The organism is Pseudarthrobacter leeuwenhoeki (assembly GCF_055412885.1).
In genome coordinates this window covers 135,819-150,452 of the sequence record NZ_JBVAYY010000004.1, presented here as the reverse complement: position 1 = coordinate 150,452, position 14,634 = coordinate 135,819, and the positions used below count along the sequence as shown (strand labels likewise).

Annotated in this window: 13 protein-coding genes and 1 pseudogene; 4 read left to right on the top strand and 10 right to left on the bottom strand. The window is 68.3% G+C overall.

Features of this window, described 5'->3' with window-relative positions; genetic code table 11:
* Positions 1-45 precede the first annotated feature (45 nt).
* Positions 46-1,695: a molybdopterin-dependent oxidoreductase gene (locus ACZYX4_RS04970; RefSeq protein ID WP_463874149.1), complete on the bottom strand. Its 1,650-nt coding sequence runs from the start codon at positions 1,693-1,695 to the stop codon at positions 46-48.
* A 262-nt stretch (positions 1,696-1,957) separates the two neighbouring features.
* On the opposite strand from ACZYX4_RS04970, the gene moaA reads away from it, so the two are divergent.
* Together moaA and ACZYX4_RS04960 are read left to right on the top strand one after the other, a co-directional pair.
* Positions 1,958-3,094 carry a GTP 3',8-cyclase MoaA gene (gene moaA / locus ACZYX4_RS04965; protein WP_463874147.1) on the top strand — a complete coding sequence of 379 codons (1,137 nt, stop codon included), beginning with the start codon at positions 1,958-1,960 and terminating at the stop codon, positions 3,092-3,094.
* Positions 3,095-3,101: 7 nt separating this feature from the next.
* Positions 3,102-3,368 (top strand): MoaD/ThiS family protein, encoded by a 267-nt coding sequence (locus tag ACZYX4_RS04960; RefSeq protein ID WP_463874145.1) that lies wholly within the window; start codon positions 3,102-3,104, stop codon positions 3,366-3,368.
* Between the two features lie 338 nt (positions 3,369-3,706).
* On the opposite strand, the gene ACZYX4_RS04955 is transcribed toward ACZYX4_RS04960, so the two are convergent.
* The 7 genes from ACZYX4_RS04955 to ACZYX4_RS04925 all read right to left on the bottom strand — a co-directional run bounded on the left by ACZYX4_RS04955 (position 3,707) and on the right by ACZYX4_RS04925 (position 12,052).
* Positions 3,707-4,192 carry a DUF1579 domain-containing protein gene (locus ACZYX4_RS04955; protein ID WP_463874144.1) on the bottom strand — a complete coding sequence of 162 codons (486 nt, stop codon included), beginning with the start codon at positions 4,190-4,192 and terminating at the stop codon, positions 3,707-3,709.
* A gap of 163 nt (positions 4,193-4,355) precedes the next feature.
* Positions 4,356-5,699, bottom strand: a complete 1,344-nt coding sequence (locus ACZYX4_RS04950; protein WP_463874142.1) for a M16 family metallopeptidase — start codon at positions 5,697-5,699, stop codon at positions 4,356-4,358.
* Positions 5,700-5,888: 189 nt separating this feature from the next.
* Entirely contained in the window at positions 5,889-8,138 is a 2,250-nt protein-coding gene (locus ACZYX4_RS04945) for a polyribonucleotide nucleotidyltransferase (protein WP_463874141.1), read from the bottom strand.
* A gap of 249 nt (positions 8,139-8,387) precedes the next feature.
* Entirely contained in the window at positions 8,388-8,657 is a 270-nt protein-coding gene (gene rpsO, locus ACZYX4_RS04940; RefSeq protein ID WP_226760651.1) for a 30S ribosomal protein S15, read from the bottom strand.
* A gap of 159 nt (positions 8,658-8,816) precedes the next feature.
* Positions 8,817-10,118, bottom strand: coding sequence for a kynureninase (locus ACZYX4_RS04935; RefSeq protein ID WP_463874263.1), 1,302 nt, complete (start codon positions 10,116-10,118; stop codon positions 8,817-8,819).
* A gap of 11 nt (positions 10,119-10,129) precedes the next feature.
* Positions 10,130-10,984, bottom strand: a complete 855-nt coding sequence (gene kynA / locus ACZYX4_RS04930; protein ID WP_463874138.1) for a tryptophan 2,3-dioxygenase — start codon at positions 10,982-10,984, stop codon at positions 10,130-10,132.
* Between the two features lie 60 nt (positions 10,985-11,044).
* Entirely contained in the window at positions 11,045-12,052 is a 1,008-nt protein-coding gene (locus ACZYX4_RS04925; RefSeq protein WP_463874137.1) for a bifunctional riboflavin kinase/FAD synthetase, read from the bottom strand.
* A gap of 404 nt (positions 12,053-12,456) precedes the next feature.
* On the opposite strand from ACZYX4_RS04925, the gene ACZYX4_RS04920 reads away from it, so the two are divergent.
* Entirely contained in the window at positions 12,457-12,669 is a 213-nt protein-coding gene (locus ACZYX4_RS04920; RefSeq protein WP_463874135.1) for a hypothetical protein, read from the top strand.
* Here ACZYX4_RS04920 and ACZYX4_RS04915 read toward each other — a convergent pair.
* Together ACZYX4_RS04915 and ACZYX4_RS04910 are read right to left on the bottom strand one after the other, a co-directional pair.
* Positions 12,647-13,111, bottom strand: coding sequence for a hypothetical protein (locus ACZYX4_RS04915; RefSeq protein WP_463874134.1), 465 nt, complete (start codon positions 13,109-13,111; stop codon positions 12,647-12,649). The two genes, ACZYX4_RS04920 and ACZYX4_RS04915, sit on opposite strands and share 23 nt — an antisense overlap.
* A 382-nt stretch (positions 13,112-13,493) precedes the next feature.
* Positions 13,494-13,937, bottom strand: a pseudogene (locus tag ACZYX4_RS04910) (GNAT family N-acetyltransferase); the annotation flags it as partial.
* 224 nt (positions 13,938-14,161) lie between these two features.
* Between ACZYX4_RS04910 and ACZYX4_RS04905 the strand changes: the two are divergent.
* Positions 14,162-14,587 carry a GNAT family N-acetyltransferase gene (locus tag ACZYX4_RS04905; RefSeq protein WP_463874133.1) on the top strand — a complete coding sequence of 142 codons (426 nt, stop codon included), beginning with the start codon at positions 14,162-14,164 and terminating at the stop codon, positions 14,585-14,587.
* Positions 14,588-14,634 lie beyond the last annotated feature (47 nt).

Sequence of the window (14,634 nt, the reverse complement as noted above, 5' to 3'; positions counted from 1 at the left end):
TGGCTCGCCGGCCCGGCTCCCCGGCCCGGCGTGGTGGCCGGGCGGTTAGGACTTCACGTCAACTCTAACCGTGTGAAAGCCGCTCGCCCCGTTGGGTGCCACCGGGGCGCGTTCCTCCGCCTGCGCGGCGCCGTTGAGGTCCGTGGCGCGGACCTGGACCTCGTACTGGCCGGGAGTCAGCGGCAGCTCCAGTTTCCATTGGTACCAGGTGTCCCGGGAGATCCCGGGCGCCAGCTCCGCCTCCTGCCACCCGCCGCGGTTGACCCGGAGCTCCACCCGACCGATCCCGGTGTGCTGGGCCCAGGCGACCCCGCCGAAAGCCACCGTCCCGGCGCTCACGGGGCGGCCATCCCGGGGCACATCGATCCGGGAGGAGGTCTTGATGGGTCCCCGCTCGCTCCAGCCGCGGGGCGTCCAGTAGCCGACGTCGTCCGCGAAGCGCGTCACCTTGAGCTCGGTAACCCACTTGGTCGCCGAGACGTAGCCGTAGAGGCCGGGGACGACCAGCCGGACCGGGAAGCCGTGTTCCAGCGGCAGCGGTTCGCCATTCATGCCGACGGCCAGGAGCGCGTCCCGGTTGTCCGTCAGCACCGCCAGGGGGGTTCCGGCGGTCCAGCCGTCCGCGCTGCGGGACAGGACCATATCGGCGCCGTCCTTCGGGCCGGCGAGGGCCAGCAGGTCCCGGACCGGCCAGCCGAGCCAGCGGGCGTTGCCAATCAAATCCCCTCCCACCCCGTTGGAGACGCAGGCGAGGGTGATGTGCCGTTCGATCAGGGGTTTGGCAAGCAGTGCGGCGAAGTCCAGTGAGATCCCGCGCTCCACGAGGCCGGTGACCTTCAGGGACCACTGGGCGGGGTCCACCACCGGGACGCGCAGTGCGGTGTCGATCCGGTAGAAGTCCTTGTTGGGGGTCACCAGCGGGCCCACTCCGTCCAGCCGGACCTCGGCTCCGGCCGGGACCGGCGGGGCCGGTGACACCGGCACCGGGAGCGCGAGCTTGCGGCGCACTTCATTCACGACGGCGGCGGCTCCCCGGAACGTCGCGGCGAGCATACCGGCGGCCACGGCGACGGCGGCCGTTCCGCCGAGCGCCTGGAGGAAACGGCGGCGCGATGGAGGCGGCGCCGCGGGGGCAGCACCGCCGGGGGCAGAACCGTCGGGGGCAGAACCGTCGGGGGCAGAACCGTCAGGGGCAGAACCGTCAGGGGCAGCACCGTCAGGGGCAGCACCGCCGGGCGGCGGTCCGGCTTCGGCCTGCCACTCCCTGAGCCGGCCGATCAGCCAGCGCAGCAGGATCATGCCCACGGCGGCGGCGAGCAGCGGGGCCGGGACCGCGTTCCCGGTCAGTTCGGCCCGGCCAAGGACGGCCACCAGCCCCACCGCGCCGAAGACGGCAATGACGGCGACCCCGGCGAAGCGGCGCCGCAGCTCCACGATTCCGGACAGGGCAGCCAGCGCGGCGATGAGGAGCCCCATGCCGGCCAGCAGGGCGATCTTGTCCGCCGGGCCGAACAGCGAAATGGCCCAGTCCTTGACGCCCTGCGGGACCACATCGATCACGGCGCCGCCGACGGCGGTCACCGGGGAGAGCGAGGGGCTCAGGAGTCCCGCCGCGAGCTCGCCCGAAGCAAGCCCCGTACCGACGGCCACGACACCAGCGGCAGCCGCCCAGCCGGTCGCTCGCCGGTCCGACATTCGCGGCGCAGGGGTTTGCGGGCGGGGGTGTTGCGGGCCTGGGTGTTGCGGGCCGGGGTGTGGACGTGCGCCCGGCTGCCCGTACTGGGAGGTGTTCACTCCTCCAGCATAAGTTCGCGCCGGCCCGGCGGACCCGTCCGCACCCGGCTTCCGGTCTCCCGGACGCAGAACCAACGGCATCGGGAACGCGGCGGGAACCCCACAGGGCAATCCCGGGCCCAACTTCAGTGATGCCGGTGCCGGGGTGGCGTAGCCTGACGTTATGAGTGTTCAGCTTGGTATGCCCCAGCCCCGCGCGGCGGACAGTTCCGTCGCCGGCACCTCCGGCCCGCAGCCGGCCGGGCGCCCGGCCGGAATGCCCGCCGGCCTCGTCGACCGCTACGGCCGCCGTGCCACGGACATGCGGCTTTCCCTGACGGACAAATGCAATTTGCGCTGCACCTACTGCATGCCCGCCGAGGGCCTGGAGTGGCTGTCCCGGCAGGCGGTGATGTCCGCGGCGGAAATTGTCCGGATCGTCCGGATTGGCGTTGACATGCTGGGTGTGCGCGAACTGCGGCTCACCGGCGGTGAACCGCTGGTCCGGGCCGACCTGCTGGACATCATTTCCGCGCTGCGCCACGCCCACCCTGACCTTCCGATCTCCATGACCACAAACGCCGTCGGGCTGGACAAGAAAGCAGCCGGGCTCAAAGCCGCCGGGCTGTCCCGGATCAACGTCTCGCTGGACTCCCTCCACGAGGAAACGTTCACCCAGCTGACCCGCCGGCCTTTCCTGGACAAGGTCCTGGCCGGCGTCGACGCCGCCTGGGCCGCCGGACTGGGCCCCGTGAAACTCAACGCCGTGCTGATGCGCGGCATCAACGACCTCGAGTCCCCGGCACTGCTGGCCTGGGCGCTGGACCGCGGCTACGAACTGCGGTTCATTGAGCAGATGCCGCTCGACGCCGACCACGGCTGGACCCGCCGGAACATGATCACCGCCGCGGAGATCCGCGAGCTGCTCTCCGTCGACTACGTGCTCAGCTCTGATCCGCGGGACCGCGACGGCGCCCCGGCCGAACGCTTCGAGGTCCGGGCCCGCGTGCCCGGCCCGGCCGGGGCTGCCGGACCCGTGCTGGGAACCGTGGGGATCATCGCCTCCGTGACCGAGCCGTTCTGCTCCGATTGCCGCCGTACCCGCATCACGGCCGAGGGCAAGATCATGAGCTGCCTGTTCTCCCGGGAGGAAGTCGACCTGCTGGGGCTGCTGCGCGAGGGCGCCAGCGACGAACAACTCGCCGGGCGCTGGCAGGACGCCATGTGGATCAAGCCCAAGGCCCACGGCATGGACCACGCCGGACTGGACGCCCCGGATTTCGTCCAGCCGGACCGCAGCATGAGCGCCATCGGAGGCTGAACCACCTGTGAACGTACGTTATTTCGCTGCCGCGCGCGCTGCCGCCGGCGTCGATGAGGAACGCTTTGAGCTCCCCGCAGGCGCCACCGTGGCCTCGCTCCTGGCGGCGATCCTCGCCGTCGAGCGCCCGGAGCCCCCGGCCGGAACGCCGCCGCTGGCGCGCCTGCTGTCCCGGAGCAGCTTCCTGCTCAATGAGGTGGCGGTGCGGAACCGTGCAGCGGCGCTGAAGCCGGACGACGTCCTCGACGTGCTGCCGCCGTTCGCCGGAGGCTAGGGGCGGATCCGCAGGTTCCGCTGCCAGCTCCGCCGTGCTGGGTCCGGCGGCGGAAACGGAGCGGCTGCCAGGCCACCGCCAGCGCCTCCCTCACGGTGTCCGCGACGGCGGCAGCGCCCGCAGCGCCCGCAGCGCCCGCAGCGCCCATGATGATCGTGTCGTGGTTGACGTCCGGGACCTCGCGGACTCTCAGGGCCGGCAGCTTCTCCGCCCAGCCATCCAGATAGCCGGGCCCGTACAGGCCACCGGGTTCGTCCACCGGCCCGCTGCTGAGCGCGGCTAGGCTCGGCGACCGTGTTGTCCGGCGGAATACCGACGGCGCGGGGAGGCCAGATCCCTCAGGCGGGGACGGTGGCGTCCTGGCCCGCGCGCCGGCAGACCGAGGTCATAAAGGGCGTGAATTCGCTCGCTGAGCCCAGCCGGAGTCCGGCACTGTGCGTCAGCACGCCGTCGTCCACCCGGAAGGTATGCCGCGACGTTCCGCGGTCGCTGCGCCGTTCCATGGTGAGGGTGCCCTCCTGCCAGCCGGCGCGGGCGGGCGCTTCCGGGGGCCGTCCCATGCTGTTGACGTGGTACCAGAGGGTCTCCGGATGGTCCGGGTCCACGGTGAAGACACCATGGCCCTCGGAGCGGCCACCGTCGGCTTCCGTGTGCCGGTAGCTGAAGGTGACGGCCCGTCCGGCGGCTGCGCGGGCGAAGGTCAGCTCGACAGCGGCCGACCGCGACGGCCCCCAGGGCGTGGCCTGCCACTGCGTGGTGCCGGCCCAATGACCCAGGAACGTCTCAAGCGCCTCGTGTGCACTGCCTGGCAGCGGCCGGTCCATATTTTCCTTCCGGGGGTTCCTTCCAGGGTCCTTCCGGGGTTCCTTCCAGGGTCCTCCCGAGTGACCCTGTCCCCATCATCACGCGGGGCCGCGTGCCGTGTCTAGGTGCGTGACCGCCACCCGGGCAGGTACACCCCGGCTCGGCGTCCTGCGGGACCGGCCGTCAGAGGCCGAAGGTCTCGGTTTCCTCGAAGGGACCCACCACCGTGACGGTCCGCGGGGCGGCGGCGAGTTCGCGGGCGAGCTCCTGGACTTCGGCGGCGGTGACGGCCTTGATCTGGCGCAGGGTCTCGTCGATGTCCTGGTACTCGCCGGAGACAAGTTCGGCGCGTCCCAGCCGGGACATCCGGGAGCCGGTGTCCTCCAGCGCCAGCACGATTCCGCCGCAGAGCTGCCCGACCGCCTTGCGGAGTTCCTCCTCGGAGATGCCGCCCCCGGCCAGTTTGTCGAGTTCGGCGCCGAGCAGTTCCAGGACCTGCCGGACCTTCGACGGCGTGCAGCCGGCATACATGCCGAAGTAGCCGGCGTCGGCGTAGGAGGAGGCGAAGGAGTAGGTCGAGTACACCAGTCCACGCTTCTCGCGGACCTCCTGGAACAGCCGGGAGGACATGCCGCCGCCGAGCACGGCGTTGAGCACGCTCATGACGAAGCGGCGGTCGTCGGTGGCGACGATCGTGGGGCAGCCCATGATGATGTTGGCCTGCTCTACCGGACGCTTGACCACGTGCAGGCCGGCGGTGCCGGTAATGGCGGCACGGTCGGTGGAGCGGCGCTGCACGGGGGCTGCGTCGGGTTCAAGGCTCCAGCCGGCGGAGTGCAGGGCATCGACGACGAGTCCGCAGACGACGTCGTGGTCCAGTCCCCCGGCGGCGGTGATGACGAGCTCGTCCGGACGGTAGTAGCGGCGGTAGTGGTCCCAGACCGAGTCCCGGGCGACGGCCCGGATGGCGTCCGGGGTACCGCCGATCGGGCGGCCGAGCGGGTGGGTGCCCAGCACGGCGGCGACGAAGTGTTCGTGGGCGACGTCGGTGGGGTCATCGCTGTCCATCGCGATCTCCTCGAGGATGACGTCGCGTTCCTGCTCCATCTCCTGCGGGTCCAGCACGGCGCCGGTGATCATGTCAGCGATGACGTCGATCGCCATCGGCAGGTCCGTGTCCAGCACCCGGGCGAAGTAGCAGGTGCTCTCCTTCGCCGTGGCGGCATTGGATTCCCCGCCGACTTCGTCGAAGGCCGAGGCGATCTCAAGGGCGGTGCGCCGCTTGGTGCCCTTGAACAGCAGGTGCTCCAGGAAGTGGGTGGACCCGTGCTGCCCGGGCGCCTCGTCGCGGGAGCCAACGCCGACCCAGAAACCGATGGTGGCCGAGCGCTGGCCCGGCATCGCTTCGGTGAGCACACGGACGCCGCCGGGCAGGACCGAACGGCGCACTTCGGAACCGCCGTCGGCTCCGTGGATCAGGGTGTCAGCGTGCTGGTTCTGCTCAAGCGGCAGGGGGACGACAGTCATCAAGGCCTTTCAGTAAGTACGTGCCAAATCTGCCTGCAATCGTATCAGCGGGACACCGCCCTAACAGTCCGGCCGCTGCACCGGCCCCTGCCAGCCGCGAGCGGCGGCGGCGGCTGGGATCCCCGCAGCCGTTAACGGCGGCGGGGCCGGTGGATTATCCACCGGCCCCGCCGCTTAATTCAGCTCGAACTACTCTGCGGACTCCAGGGAGACCTCAGCGTTGTCGGCGCCCTCGGAGCCTGCCTCGTCAGCCACAACGGGTGAGAGCGAGAGCTTGCCGCGGTCATCGATCTTGGTGATTTCCACCTGGATCTTCTGGCCGACGGAGACGACGTCATCGACGTTGTCCACGCGCTTGCCGCCGGCGATCTTGCGCAGCTCGGAGATGTGCAGCAGACCGTCCTTGCCCGGAGTCAGGGAAACGAAGGCGCCGAAGGTCGTGGTCTTGACGACCGTGCCCAGGTAGCGCTCACCGATTTCCGGGATCTGCGGGTTGGCGATGGCGTTGATCGCGGACCGTGCTGCGTCGGCAGACGGGCCGTTCGTGGCGCCGATGTAGACAGTTCCGTCGTCCTCGATCGAGATGTCGGCTCCGGTGTCTTCCTGGATCTGGTTGATCATCTTGCCCTTCGGGCCGATGACCTCGCCGATCTTGTCTATCGGGATCTTGACCGCGATGACGCGCGGAGCGAACTCGGAGAGCTCATCCGGGGTGTCGATCGCGGAGTTCAGGACGTCCAGGATGTGCAGGCGGGCTTCGCGGGCCTGCTTCAGGGCGGCTGCCAGAACGGAGGCCGGGATGCCGTCGAGCTTCGTGTCCAGCTGGATGGCCGTGACGAACTCGGCGGTACCGGCGACCTTGAAGTCCATGTCACCGAAGGCATCTTCGGCGCCGAGGATATCGGTCAGGGCGGCGTAGCGGGTCTGGCCGTCGACCTGGTCGGAGACCAAGCCCATGGCGATACCGGCAACAGCGGCCTTCAGCGGCACACCTGCGTTGAGCAGGGACAGCGTGGAGGCGCAGACGGAACCCATCGACGTCGAACCGTTGGAGCTCAGAGCCTCAGACACCTGGCGGATGGCGTAGGGGAATTCCTCGCGGGACGGCAGCACCGGCATGATGGCGCGCTCTGCAAGGGCGCCATGGCCGATTTCGCGGCGCTTCGGGGAACCGACGCGGCCGGTCTCGCCGGTGGAGTACGGCGGGAAGTTGTAGTTGTGCATGTAGCGCTTGCGCGTCACGGGAGACAGCGAGTCGATCTGCTGTTCCATCTTGAGCATGTTCAGCGTGGTGACACCCATGATCTGGGTTTCGCCGCGCTCGAAGATGGCCGAGCCGTGGACGCGGGGCAGAACCTCAACCTCGGCGGTGAGCTGGCGGATGTCCGTCAGGCCGCGGCCGTCGATGCGGATCTGGTCCGTGAGGATGCGCTGGCGCACAACGTGCTTGGTGACGGAGCGGAAGGCTGCGGACAGCTCCTTCTCGCGGCCTTCGAACTGGCCGGCCAGGGAAGAGGTGACCTCGTCCTTGAGCGCATCCGATGCGGTGTCGCGTTCCTGCTTGTCGGCGATCTGGAAGACAGCGGCCAGCTTTGCGGCGGCAGCGGACTCCACAGCGGCGTACACGTCGTCCTGGTAGTCCAGGAAGACCGGGAACTCGACGGTCGGCTTGGCGGCGCGTGCCGCCAGGTCCGACTGGGCGTCGCAGAGGGCCTTGATGAACGGCTTGGCGGCCTCGAGGCCTTCCGAAACAACTTCTTCGGTCGGGGCGGTGGCGCCCTGTTCCTTGATGAGGTTCCAGGAGTTGTCGGTGGCTTCGGCTTCAACCATCATGATGGCGACGTCATCGTCCTTGACGCGGCCGGCAACGACCATGTTGAAGACGGCGTTCTCGAGCTGGGAGTGCTTCGGGAACGCAACCCACTGCGAACCGTGCTCGTCGGCGATCAGTGCAACGCGGACGCCGCCGATCGGGCCGGAGAAGGGCAGGCCGGAGAGCTGGGTGGACATCGAGGAAGCGTTGATCGCCACGACGTCGTAGAGCTCGTCCGGGTTGATGGAGAGCACGGTGACGACAATCTGGACTTCGTTGCGCAGGCCCTTGACGAAGGTCGGACGCAGCGGGCGGTCCATCAGGCGGCAGGCCAGGATGGCTTCCGTGGACGGGCGGCCTTCGCGGCGGAAGAACGAGCCCGGGATGCGGCCGGCGGCATACATACGCTCTTCGACGTCGACGGTCAGCGGGAAGAAGTCGAAACCTTCACGCGGGTGCTTGCCTGCGGTGGTGGCGGACAGCAGTGCGGTCTCTTCATCGAGGTAGACCATCGCTGCGCCGGCTGCCTGCTTGGCAAGACGGCCGGTTTCAAAGCGGATTACACGCTTGCCGAAGCGGCCATTGTCAATGACTGCTTCTGAGAACTGGATTTCGGGACCCTCCATAGAGAGTCACCTCCGTTTCATGGTTCACGGAGTCCAGCCGCACCAACCCAGCCCAGCCTCTGTCGGCTGGCCTGCACTGCACCCGGTCATCGATCGAGACCCACGGGCCTGGGCTTCATCCCTTGAAGCCGTTCCCGGAGATCACTACCGAAGACCGCGAATGCGTGATGCGGTTGATCCTCCTGTTGAGTTTTAGTTTGAAGAAAGGCGGCCCTTTCCGTTCCGGAAGGGGCCGCCCCCTAAAGCTGACTAGCGGCGCAGGCCGAGGCGCTCGATGAGCGCACGGTAGCGGGTGATGTCAGTGTTCTTGAGATAGGTCAGCATGCGCTTACGACGACCAACCATGGCCAGCAGACCGCGCTGGGTGTGGTAATCGTGCTTGTGCACCTTCATGTGCTCAGTGAGATCCTTGATCCGCTGAGTCAGGACTGCAACCTGGACCTCCGGCGAACCGGTGTCGCCCTCGGACGTTGCGAAATCCTTGATGATGGACTGCTTTACAGCGGCTTCAAGTGCCACGATAACTCCTAGAGATGTGCCGTGAGGCCCGAATCAGTAACTCACTGCCGGGGGTGCTGCGCCGGGGATTCCCCTCCCAAGGGAGGGCCGCCCGTACACAACAAGAACCAGCCGCCACGGACTGCAGCCGGATCCAACGCTTAGTTTACCGGCACGCCGCTAATCTTGTCGAAACGGCTGGTCCTGCTGCCCGGAAGAGCCCTCCGCCAGCCGTTCGCGGATGGCGGCCACCCCGCGGTACAACTCCGTAAAGGACGTGCTCAGCGGGGAGAGCCCGATCCGGATGCCGTGCGGCGCCCGGAAATCCGGAATGACATCCTGCTCCCACAGCGCTGCGGTCATCTCCCGGAACGCCGGGTGGTCCACCGTGATGTGGCTGCCGCGCAGTTCCGGATCCCGCGGCGTCGAGAGTTCAACGCCCGCCGGGGCGAGCCAGGCGTCATGGAGTTCCACGGCGAACTCGGTCAGCAGCCGTGACTTCTCCCGGACGGCAGCCATGCCCACCTCCTCCAGCAGGTTTAGGGTGCCGCGCATGGCGAGCATCCCGAACACCGCGGGGGTCCCGCTGAGGAACCCGCGGATTCCGGCCGCGGCCTCATAGCCGGGGCCCATTTCGAAGGCATCCTTGCGGCCCATCCAGCCCCAGATCGGCTGCTGCAGCCCCGGCAGGTGCCGGGCGTTGACGTAGGCGAACGCAGGCGAACCCGGTCCCCCGTTGAGGTACTTGTAGGTGCAGCCGGCGGCGAAGTCGACGTCGGCGGCGTCCAGGGCGATCTCGACCGACCCCGCGGAGTGGCACAGGTCCCACACCACCAGCGCGCCGGCGTCGTGCACGGCCGCGGTGATGCCCGGCAGGTCCGCGAGGAACCCCGAGCGGTAGGCGATCTGGCTCAGGACCACGACAGCGGTGGCCGGGCCGGTTGCGGCCCGCACCTGCCCGACGGTCACGCCGGAGGAGGGATCGGCGTCGATCCACCGCAGCGTGAGCCCCTCTTCGCGGGCGATGCCCTCCACGAGGTACCTGTCGGTGGGGAAATTGTCCGTGTCCAGCACGATTTCGGTGCGTGCCGGATCGGTCACGGCGGCCAGCGCGGCCCGGATCAGCTTGTACAGGACCACCGTGGTGGAGTCGGCGATGATGGTCTGCCCCGCAGCGGCACCGAGGACGGCGCGGCCCAGCTGGTCGCCGATGGCCTGCGGGAGCTCGAGCCATTCCTCGTCCCAGCCGCGGATCAGCCGGCCGCCCCAGCGGTCCTGGATGAAGCTGCTGATGTCCGTGACGGTGCGCTTGAGCGGGCGGCCCAGGGAGTTGCCGTCCAGGTAGGACAGGGCGGTGTCGGTGCCGATGAAGTGATCGCGGTAGCCGGCCAGCGGGTCGGCGGCGTCCAGGTCGCGGGCGCGCTGCAGCAGGGCTGTGTTGTTGCCGGCGGTGGCCTCTGCCGCGGACCCCGCCGTCTCCAGCTCAGGGGTGCTCACTGGCCGATCTCCGTCCGGACGGCGAAGAGCTCCGGGAAGAAGGTCAGTTCCAGCGCTTTCTGCAGGAAGGCCGCACCGCTGGAGCCGCCGGTGCCGGACTTCATGCCGATGGTGCGCTGCACCGTGCGCAGGTGCCGGAAGCGCCAGAGCTGGAAGTTGTCCTCGAGGTCCACGAGTTCCTCACAGGCCTCGTAGGCGCCCCAGTTGTCCGCGGCGTTCTCGTAGATGTATTTGAAGACCGGGACGAGCCCGGCGCAGTACTCGTGCGCCTGGGTGACGTCCCGCTCCAGCAGCGAGGCGGGAACGTCGAAGCCCTGCCGCTTGAGGTAGGCGAGGAAGTCATCGTAGATGCTCGGGGATTCGAGGAGCTCCAGCAGCATGGCGTGGGCCTCGGGGTCGGATTCGAATACCGGCAGCATCTTGCGGTTCTTGTTCCCGAGCAGGAATTCGACCGCGCGGTACTGGCTGGACTGGAATCCGGAGGAGTTGCCCAGGAATCCGCGGAACTGCGAGTACTCCGTGGGTGTGAGGGTGGCCAGCACGGACCACTGCTCGGTGAGGGTTTTCTGAATGTGCTTGACCCTGGCAATGGCTTTCAGGGCGGAGCCGAGATCGTCGGAGCGGAGCCAGGCGGCGGCGCTGCGGAGCTCGTGCAGGACCAGCTTGAGCCACAGTTCCGTGGTCTGGTGCTGGATGATGAACAGCATCTCGTCGTGGTGCTCCGGGGCGCTGACCGGCTGCTGGGCGCTCAGGAGCGTCGGCAGCTGCAGGTAGGACGCGTAGCTCATCTTTGAGCTGAAGTCCCGGACAATATCCTTGTCCAGCTCCCTGGTATTTTTCTCAATCGTCACGTTTCTTGCCTTCCTTGCCCCATGGCGGTGCATCGCTGCGCGGCAATTCAGCGCGACAGTTCAGCGCGCGAACAGAATGTTGTGGGCCTGGACCACGTCCAGGCGCATCTGGTCCACCAACGCTTCAGGGCCACGGTACGCCACCATCCCCCGCAGCCGGGCGACGAATTCCACCACTACTGTCTGGCCGTACAGATCGAAGTCCTCGACAGCCTCTTCCGGTCGGTCGATCACGTGCGCCTCCACCTGCCGGCTGACGCCGTCGAAGGTGGGGTTGGAGCCCACGGAGATGGCGGCGGGCCAGCGCGCTCCGGCCTGGTCGACGAGCCAGCCGGCGTAAATGCCGTCCGCCGGGATGTAGCCGCTCGCGTTGGGGGCAAGGTTGGCGGTCGGGAAGCCGAGGTCACGGCCCCGCGCGGCCCCGTGGACCACCTCGCCGCGCATCCGGTGCGACCTGCCCAGGACGGCGGCCGCAGTGGCCACATCGCCCTCGCGCAGTGCCTCTCGCACCCAGGTGGAGGAACAGCGGCGGTCCGTGCCGCCGTCGTCGTCCGGGTCTTCGTGTGGATCACGGTGCAGCGGGAAGCCTTCGGAGCCGAACTCGCTGATGACCAGGACCTCGAACCCGAGCTTCCTGCCGAGTTCCTGCATGGTGTCCAGGTCCCCGGAGTTGCCCCGGCCGAACCGGGCGTCGTGGCCGATCACGACGTGGCTGGCCTTGAGGCTGCCGACCAGGACGTCGGCGACGAATTCTTCGGGGGTGAGGCTGGCCAGTTCGAGGGAGTACTTCATGACGAGCACCGCGTCGAGGCCGACTTCGCCGAGCGCGACCAGCTTGTCCTCCAGGCCCATGATCAGTTCCGGGGCGGATTCGGGGCGGTGGACCTGCGCCGGATGCGGGTCGAAGGTGATGGCGACGGCCCGGGCGTGGTTCAGGCGGGCGATGCGGATGAGCTGTGAGAGCACCTGCTGGTGGCCGCGGTGCACACCGTCGAAATTGCCGAAGGTAACGACGGAAGGACCAAAGTCCGCCGGGACTTCGGACGGATCGTTCCAGATGTGGACCATCAACCTCGCCTTTTGCTGCCTGCCATGTGCACCTCCGGAAAATCCTGCCTGCTCCGGATCTCTCCTAGATTACCCGCAAACTCGGCACGCCTCCGACGGGCGCTGCCTGGCCCCGGGCAGCGCCCTTTCGCGTTCAGGAAGCCCGGACTGCGATGCCAGGGCAACCGTACGGCGGCGCCTGCGCGGGCACCGGTGAGGTGATCGGGGCCGAGCTCCCGGTAAGCCAGCCGGTGGGACGGGAAATGAAGACGGCGGGCCCGGGGGGATCCTGGGTGGCCTGTCCGGGGAGAAGCGGGCACGAAAACTGGCGGGTTGCCGCTCCGGACGCGAGGGGTCGCGGCTGGTAGGGTCATCCCATCCGCGCGGGAGACCGCCGGACAGGGACAATGTTGGGGGACATCATCATGGGTTTGACCGTCAGGGCGCCACACACTGTGGTCGATGCGTTCAGCCGGAAGATCAACGACGCCGGGCGGCCCACCTTGATCGCCGATGTTCCTTACACCGTTGTTCCCGACCCGTCCTGGCCGGCAGACTCTGTGATCATCATCGACACCGTGAACAACAAGGTGATCGGGAGCTTCCGCGTGGACCTCAGCGGCAACCCGATCCTCTAGCGGCGCCGACGGCGTCCGGCGGGGTGCCTGCCAACGTGCCGGGGCCGCAGTGCGCAGTGGTGTTTCCAGCGGCGCGGTGGATCCGCCAGTGGAGCAGCACAGCGGCGAGGATCAGCGGAATGTGGATGCCCGGGAGGTTCCGGGCGAACCACCGCGGCAGGTAGATATCGGTGACGGAGCCCGTCTCGTCGCCCAGGTCCTTGGCCACGGCGGTAAGCGGGCAGTGGAAGCCGTTCGCGGCGAAGACCAGGGTCTCGGCGGTGACGACTCCCGCAGCCAGGCCCACCCTGCGGTCGGTGCGGCCTCGGGCACCGGCATACAGGACGTAGACCATGCAGGCCTCGATCGTGAACCAGGCAAAGGTATGGAACGCTTTCACGGCCCTTAGCAGGGAATCACGCTGAGCCTCCCGCAACTCCCGTGGGGCCTTGAGGACAGCCATAAATCCAGCGTATGCACTCTCCGCAGTCCGGTCAGAGGCTTTCGGCCCGCCCGGGCCCGGCGCCCCTGGCGGACAGCTTCGCGAGCCAGGCGTCGAGCTGGCGGGGATGGCGGACGGCATCGCAGGATCCGAGTGGGGACTGCGCATCACCTGCCGTTTCCGTGTGAACGACAGGAAATGCCACCGGATGATCGAGTCGTGGACAAGGCGCCTTCCAGTACCCACCGGTCCTGGGCTGCAATCGCGGCGGCGAGGTCCCGTTGCTCCTCGACGGAGCGTTGCTGCCACCCCGGCAGCCAGCCAATGTCATCGTCCGCCGAGAACTCGGGCAGCCCGGTGGCCTGAGCGTCGGCGCGGGCAGCGGATAATTTACCGCTGCCGGTCACCTTTGTAGGAGAGGACGCGGGAGGGTGCCGCCGGGGGGGGTGCCGCCGGGGGCGGTGCGAGCCTGGACGGCCGCGGGCGGCGCGAGTGATTTGTGGAACTCGGCGGATGTTTCGGTGGCAACGGTCCGGTTGCCGGCCGCGTCCAGGTATTCGTAGGAGTACGTCCAGGTGCCGCCGGTGGGCCGGTAGCCGAGGCCTTCGTAGAGATTTCGTGCCGCGGTGTTGCCGGGTTCGACCCCGAGGATGATCCCGCTGTGGCCGGCCAGCCTGGCTTGGTCTTCCAACCAGTGGCAGAGCGCTTTTCCGACCCCCGATCCCCTGCTGCCGGGATGCACGTAGAGATGCTTGAGCTCAGGGACGGGCCCGGCGCGGAAGTCCAGCACTGCCCCGCCGTGCGGGGTGTCCCCCGTCCATGCCGTGGCATAGATCAGGTCCCCCGGCTGTCTGGGGTCCCAGGAAGCTCTCGGCGATGTTCGCCCCCGGAGGCTCGTGCAAGCCCAAGGCGGGAAGGTCGCCCGCCGTGCACCGGCGGATGCTCACAGCTGTATTCATGGTTCGCCCCCCGGAAGTGACACCGCGCCGGGCCGGCCCCTTTAACGCACCGGCGATACGCTAGCATCCCCGCCCGGACCGCGGGGGTATACCGGTGTGCGACACTGATCCGATGTCGACGTTCACCGTCCTTGCCGGCGGCCCCGTTTCCGATCCCGAGGTACTCGCGCTGTACGAATCTGTGGGCTGGGGTGCGTATACCCGGGAACCCCAGGTCCTCTCCGCGGCCGTCCGCGGCTCGTCCTTCGTTGTCACGGCCCGGAATGCCGGCGGGGCGCTGGTTGGGATGGCCCGGGCGATCTCCGATGACGCGACCGTCTGTTACCTGCAGGACATTCTCGTGCACCCGGAGTTCCAGAAATCAGGTGCCGGGCGCGGGCTGCTGGAAGCTGTCCAGACGCGTTACCAGCACGTACGGCAGTTTGTGTTGATCACCGACAACGAATCCGGGCAGCGTGCCTTTTACGAGGCCCTCGGATTCACCGAGGGCTCGGATTTCCGTCCTGAACCGGTGCGCGTCTTTGCGCAGTTCCGGTAGCCGCACAGCTCAGACGCCCTGTCCTCTTCCATGGCGGAAGCTCCAGC

Excerpts from the sequence above, each read along its gene's own strand:
- ACZYX4_RS04970 (WP_463874149.1), bottom strand. The coding sequence starts at position 1,695 with ATGTCGGACCGGCGAGCGACCGGCTGGGCGGCTGCCGCTGGTGTCGTG.
- moaA (WP_463874147.1), top strand. The coding sequence starts at position 1,958 with ATGAGTGTTCAGCTTGGTATGCCCCAGCCCCGCGCGGCGGACAGTTCC.
- ACZYX4_RS04955 (WP_463874144.1), bottom strand. The coding sequence starts at position 4,192 with ATGGACCGGCCGCTGCCAGGCAGTGCACACGAGGCGCTTGAGACGTTC.
- ACZYX4_RS04950 (WP_463874142.1), bottom strand. The coding sequence starts at position 5,699 with ATGACTGTCGTCCCCCTGCCGCTTGAGCAGAACCAGCACGCTGACACC.
- ACZYX4_RS04945 (WP_463874141.1), bottom strand. The coding sequence starts at position 8,138 with ATGGAGGGTCCCGAAATCCAGTTCTCAGAAGCAGTCATTGACAATGGC.
- ACZYX4_RS04925 (WP_463874137.1), bottom strand. The coding sequence starts at position 12,052 with ATGGTCCACATCTGGAACGATCCGTCCGAAGTCCCGGCGGACTTTGGT.
- ACZYX4_RS04920 (WP_463874135.1), top strand. The coding sequence starts at position 12,457 with ATGGGTTTGACCGTCAGGGCGCCACACACTGTGGTCGATGCGTTCAGC.
- ACZYX4_RS04915 (WP_463874134.1), bottom strand. The coding sequence starts at position 13,111 with ATGGCTGTCCTCAAGGCCCCACGGGAGTTGCGGGAGGCTCAGCGTGAT.
- ACZYX4_RS04905 (WP_463874133.1), top strand. The coding sequence starts at position 14,162 with ATGTCGACGTTCACCGTCCTTGCCGGCGGCCCCGTTTCCGATCCCGAG.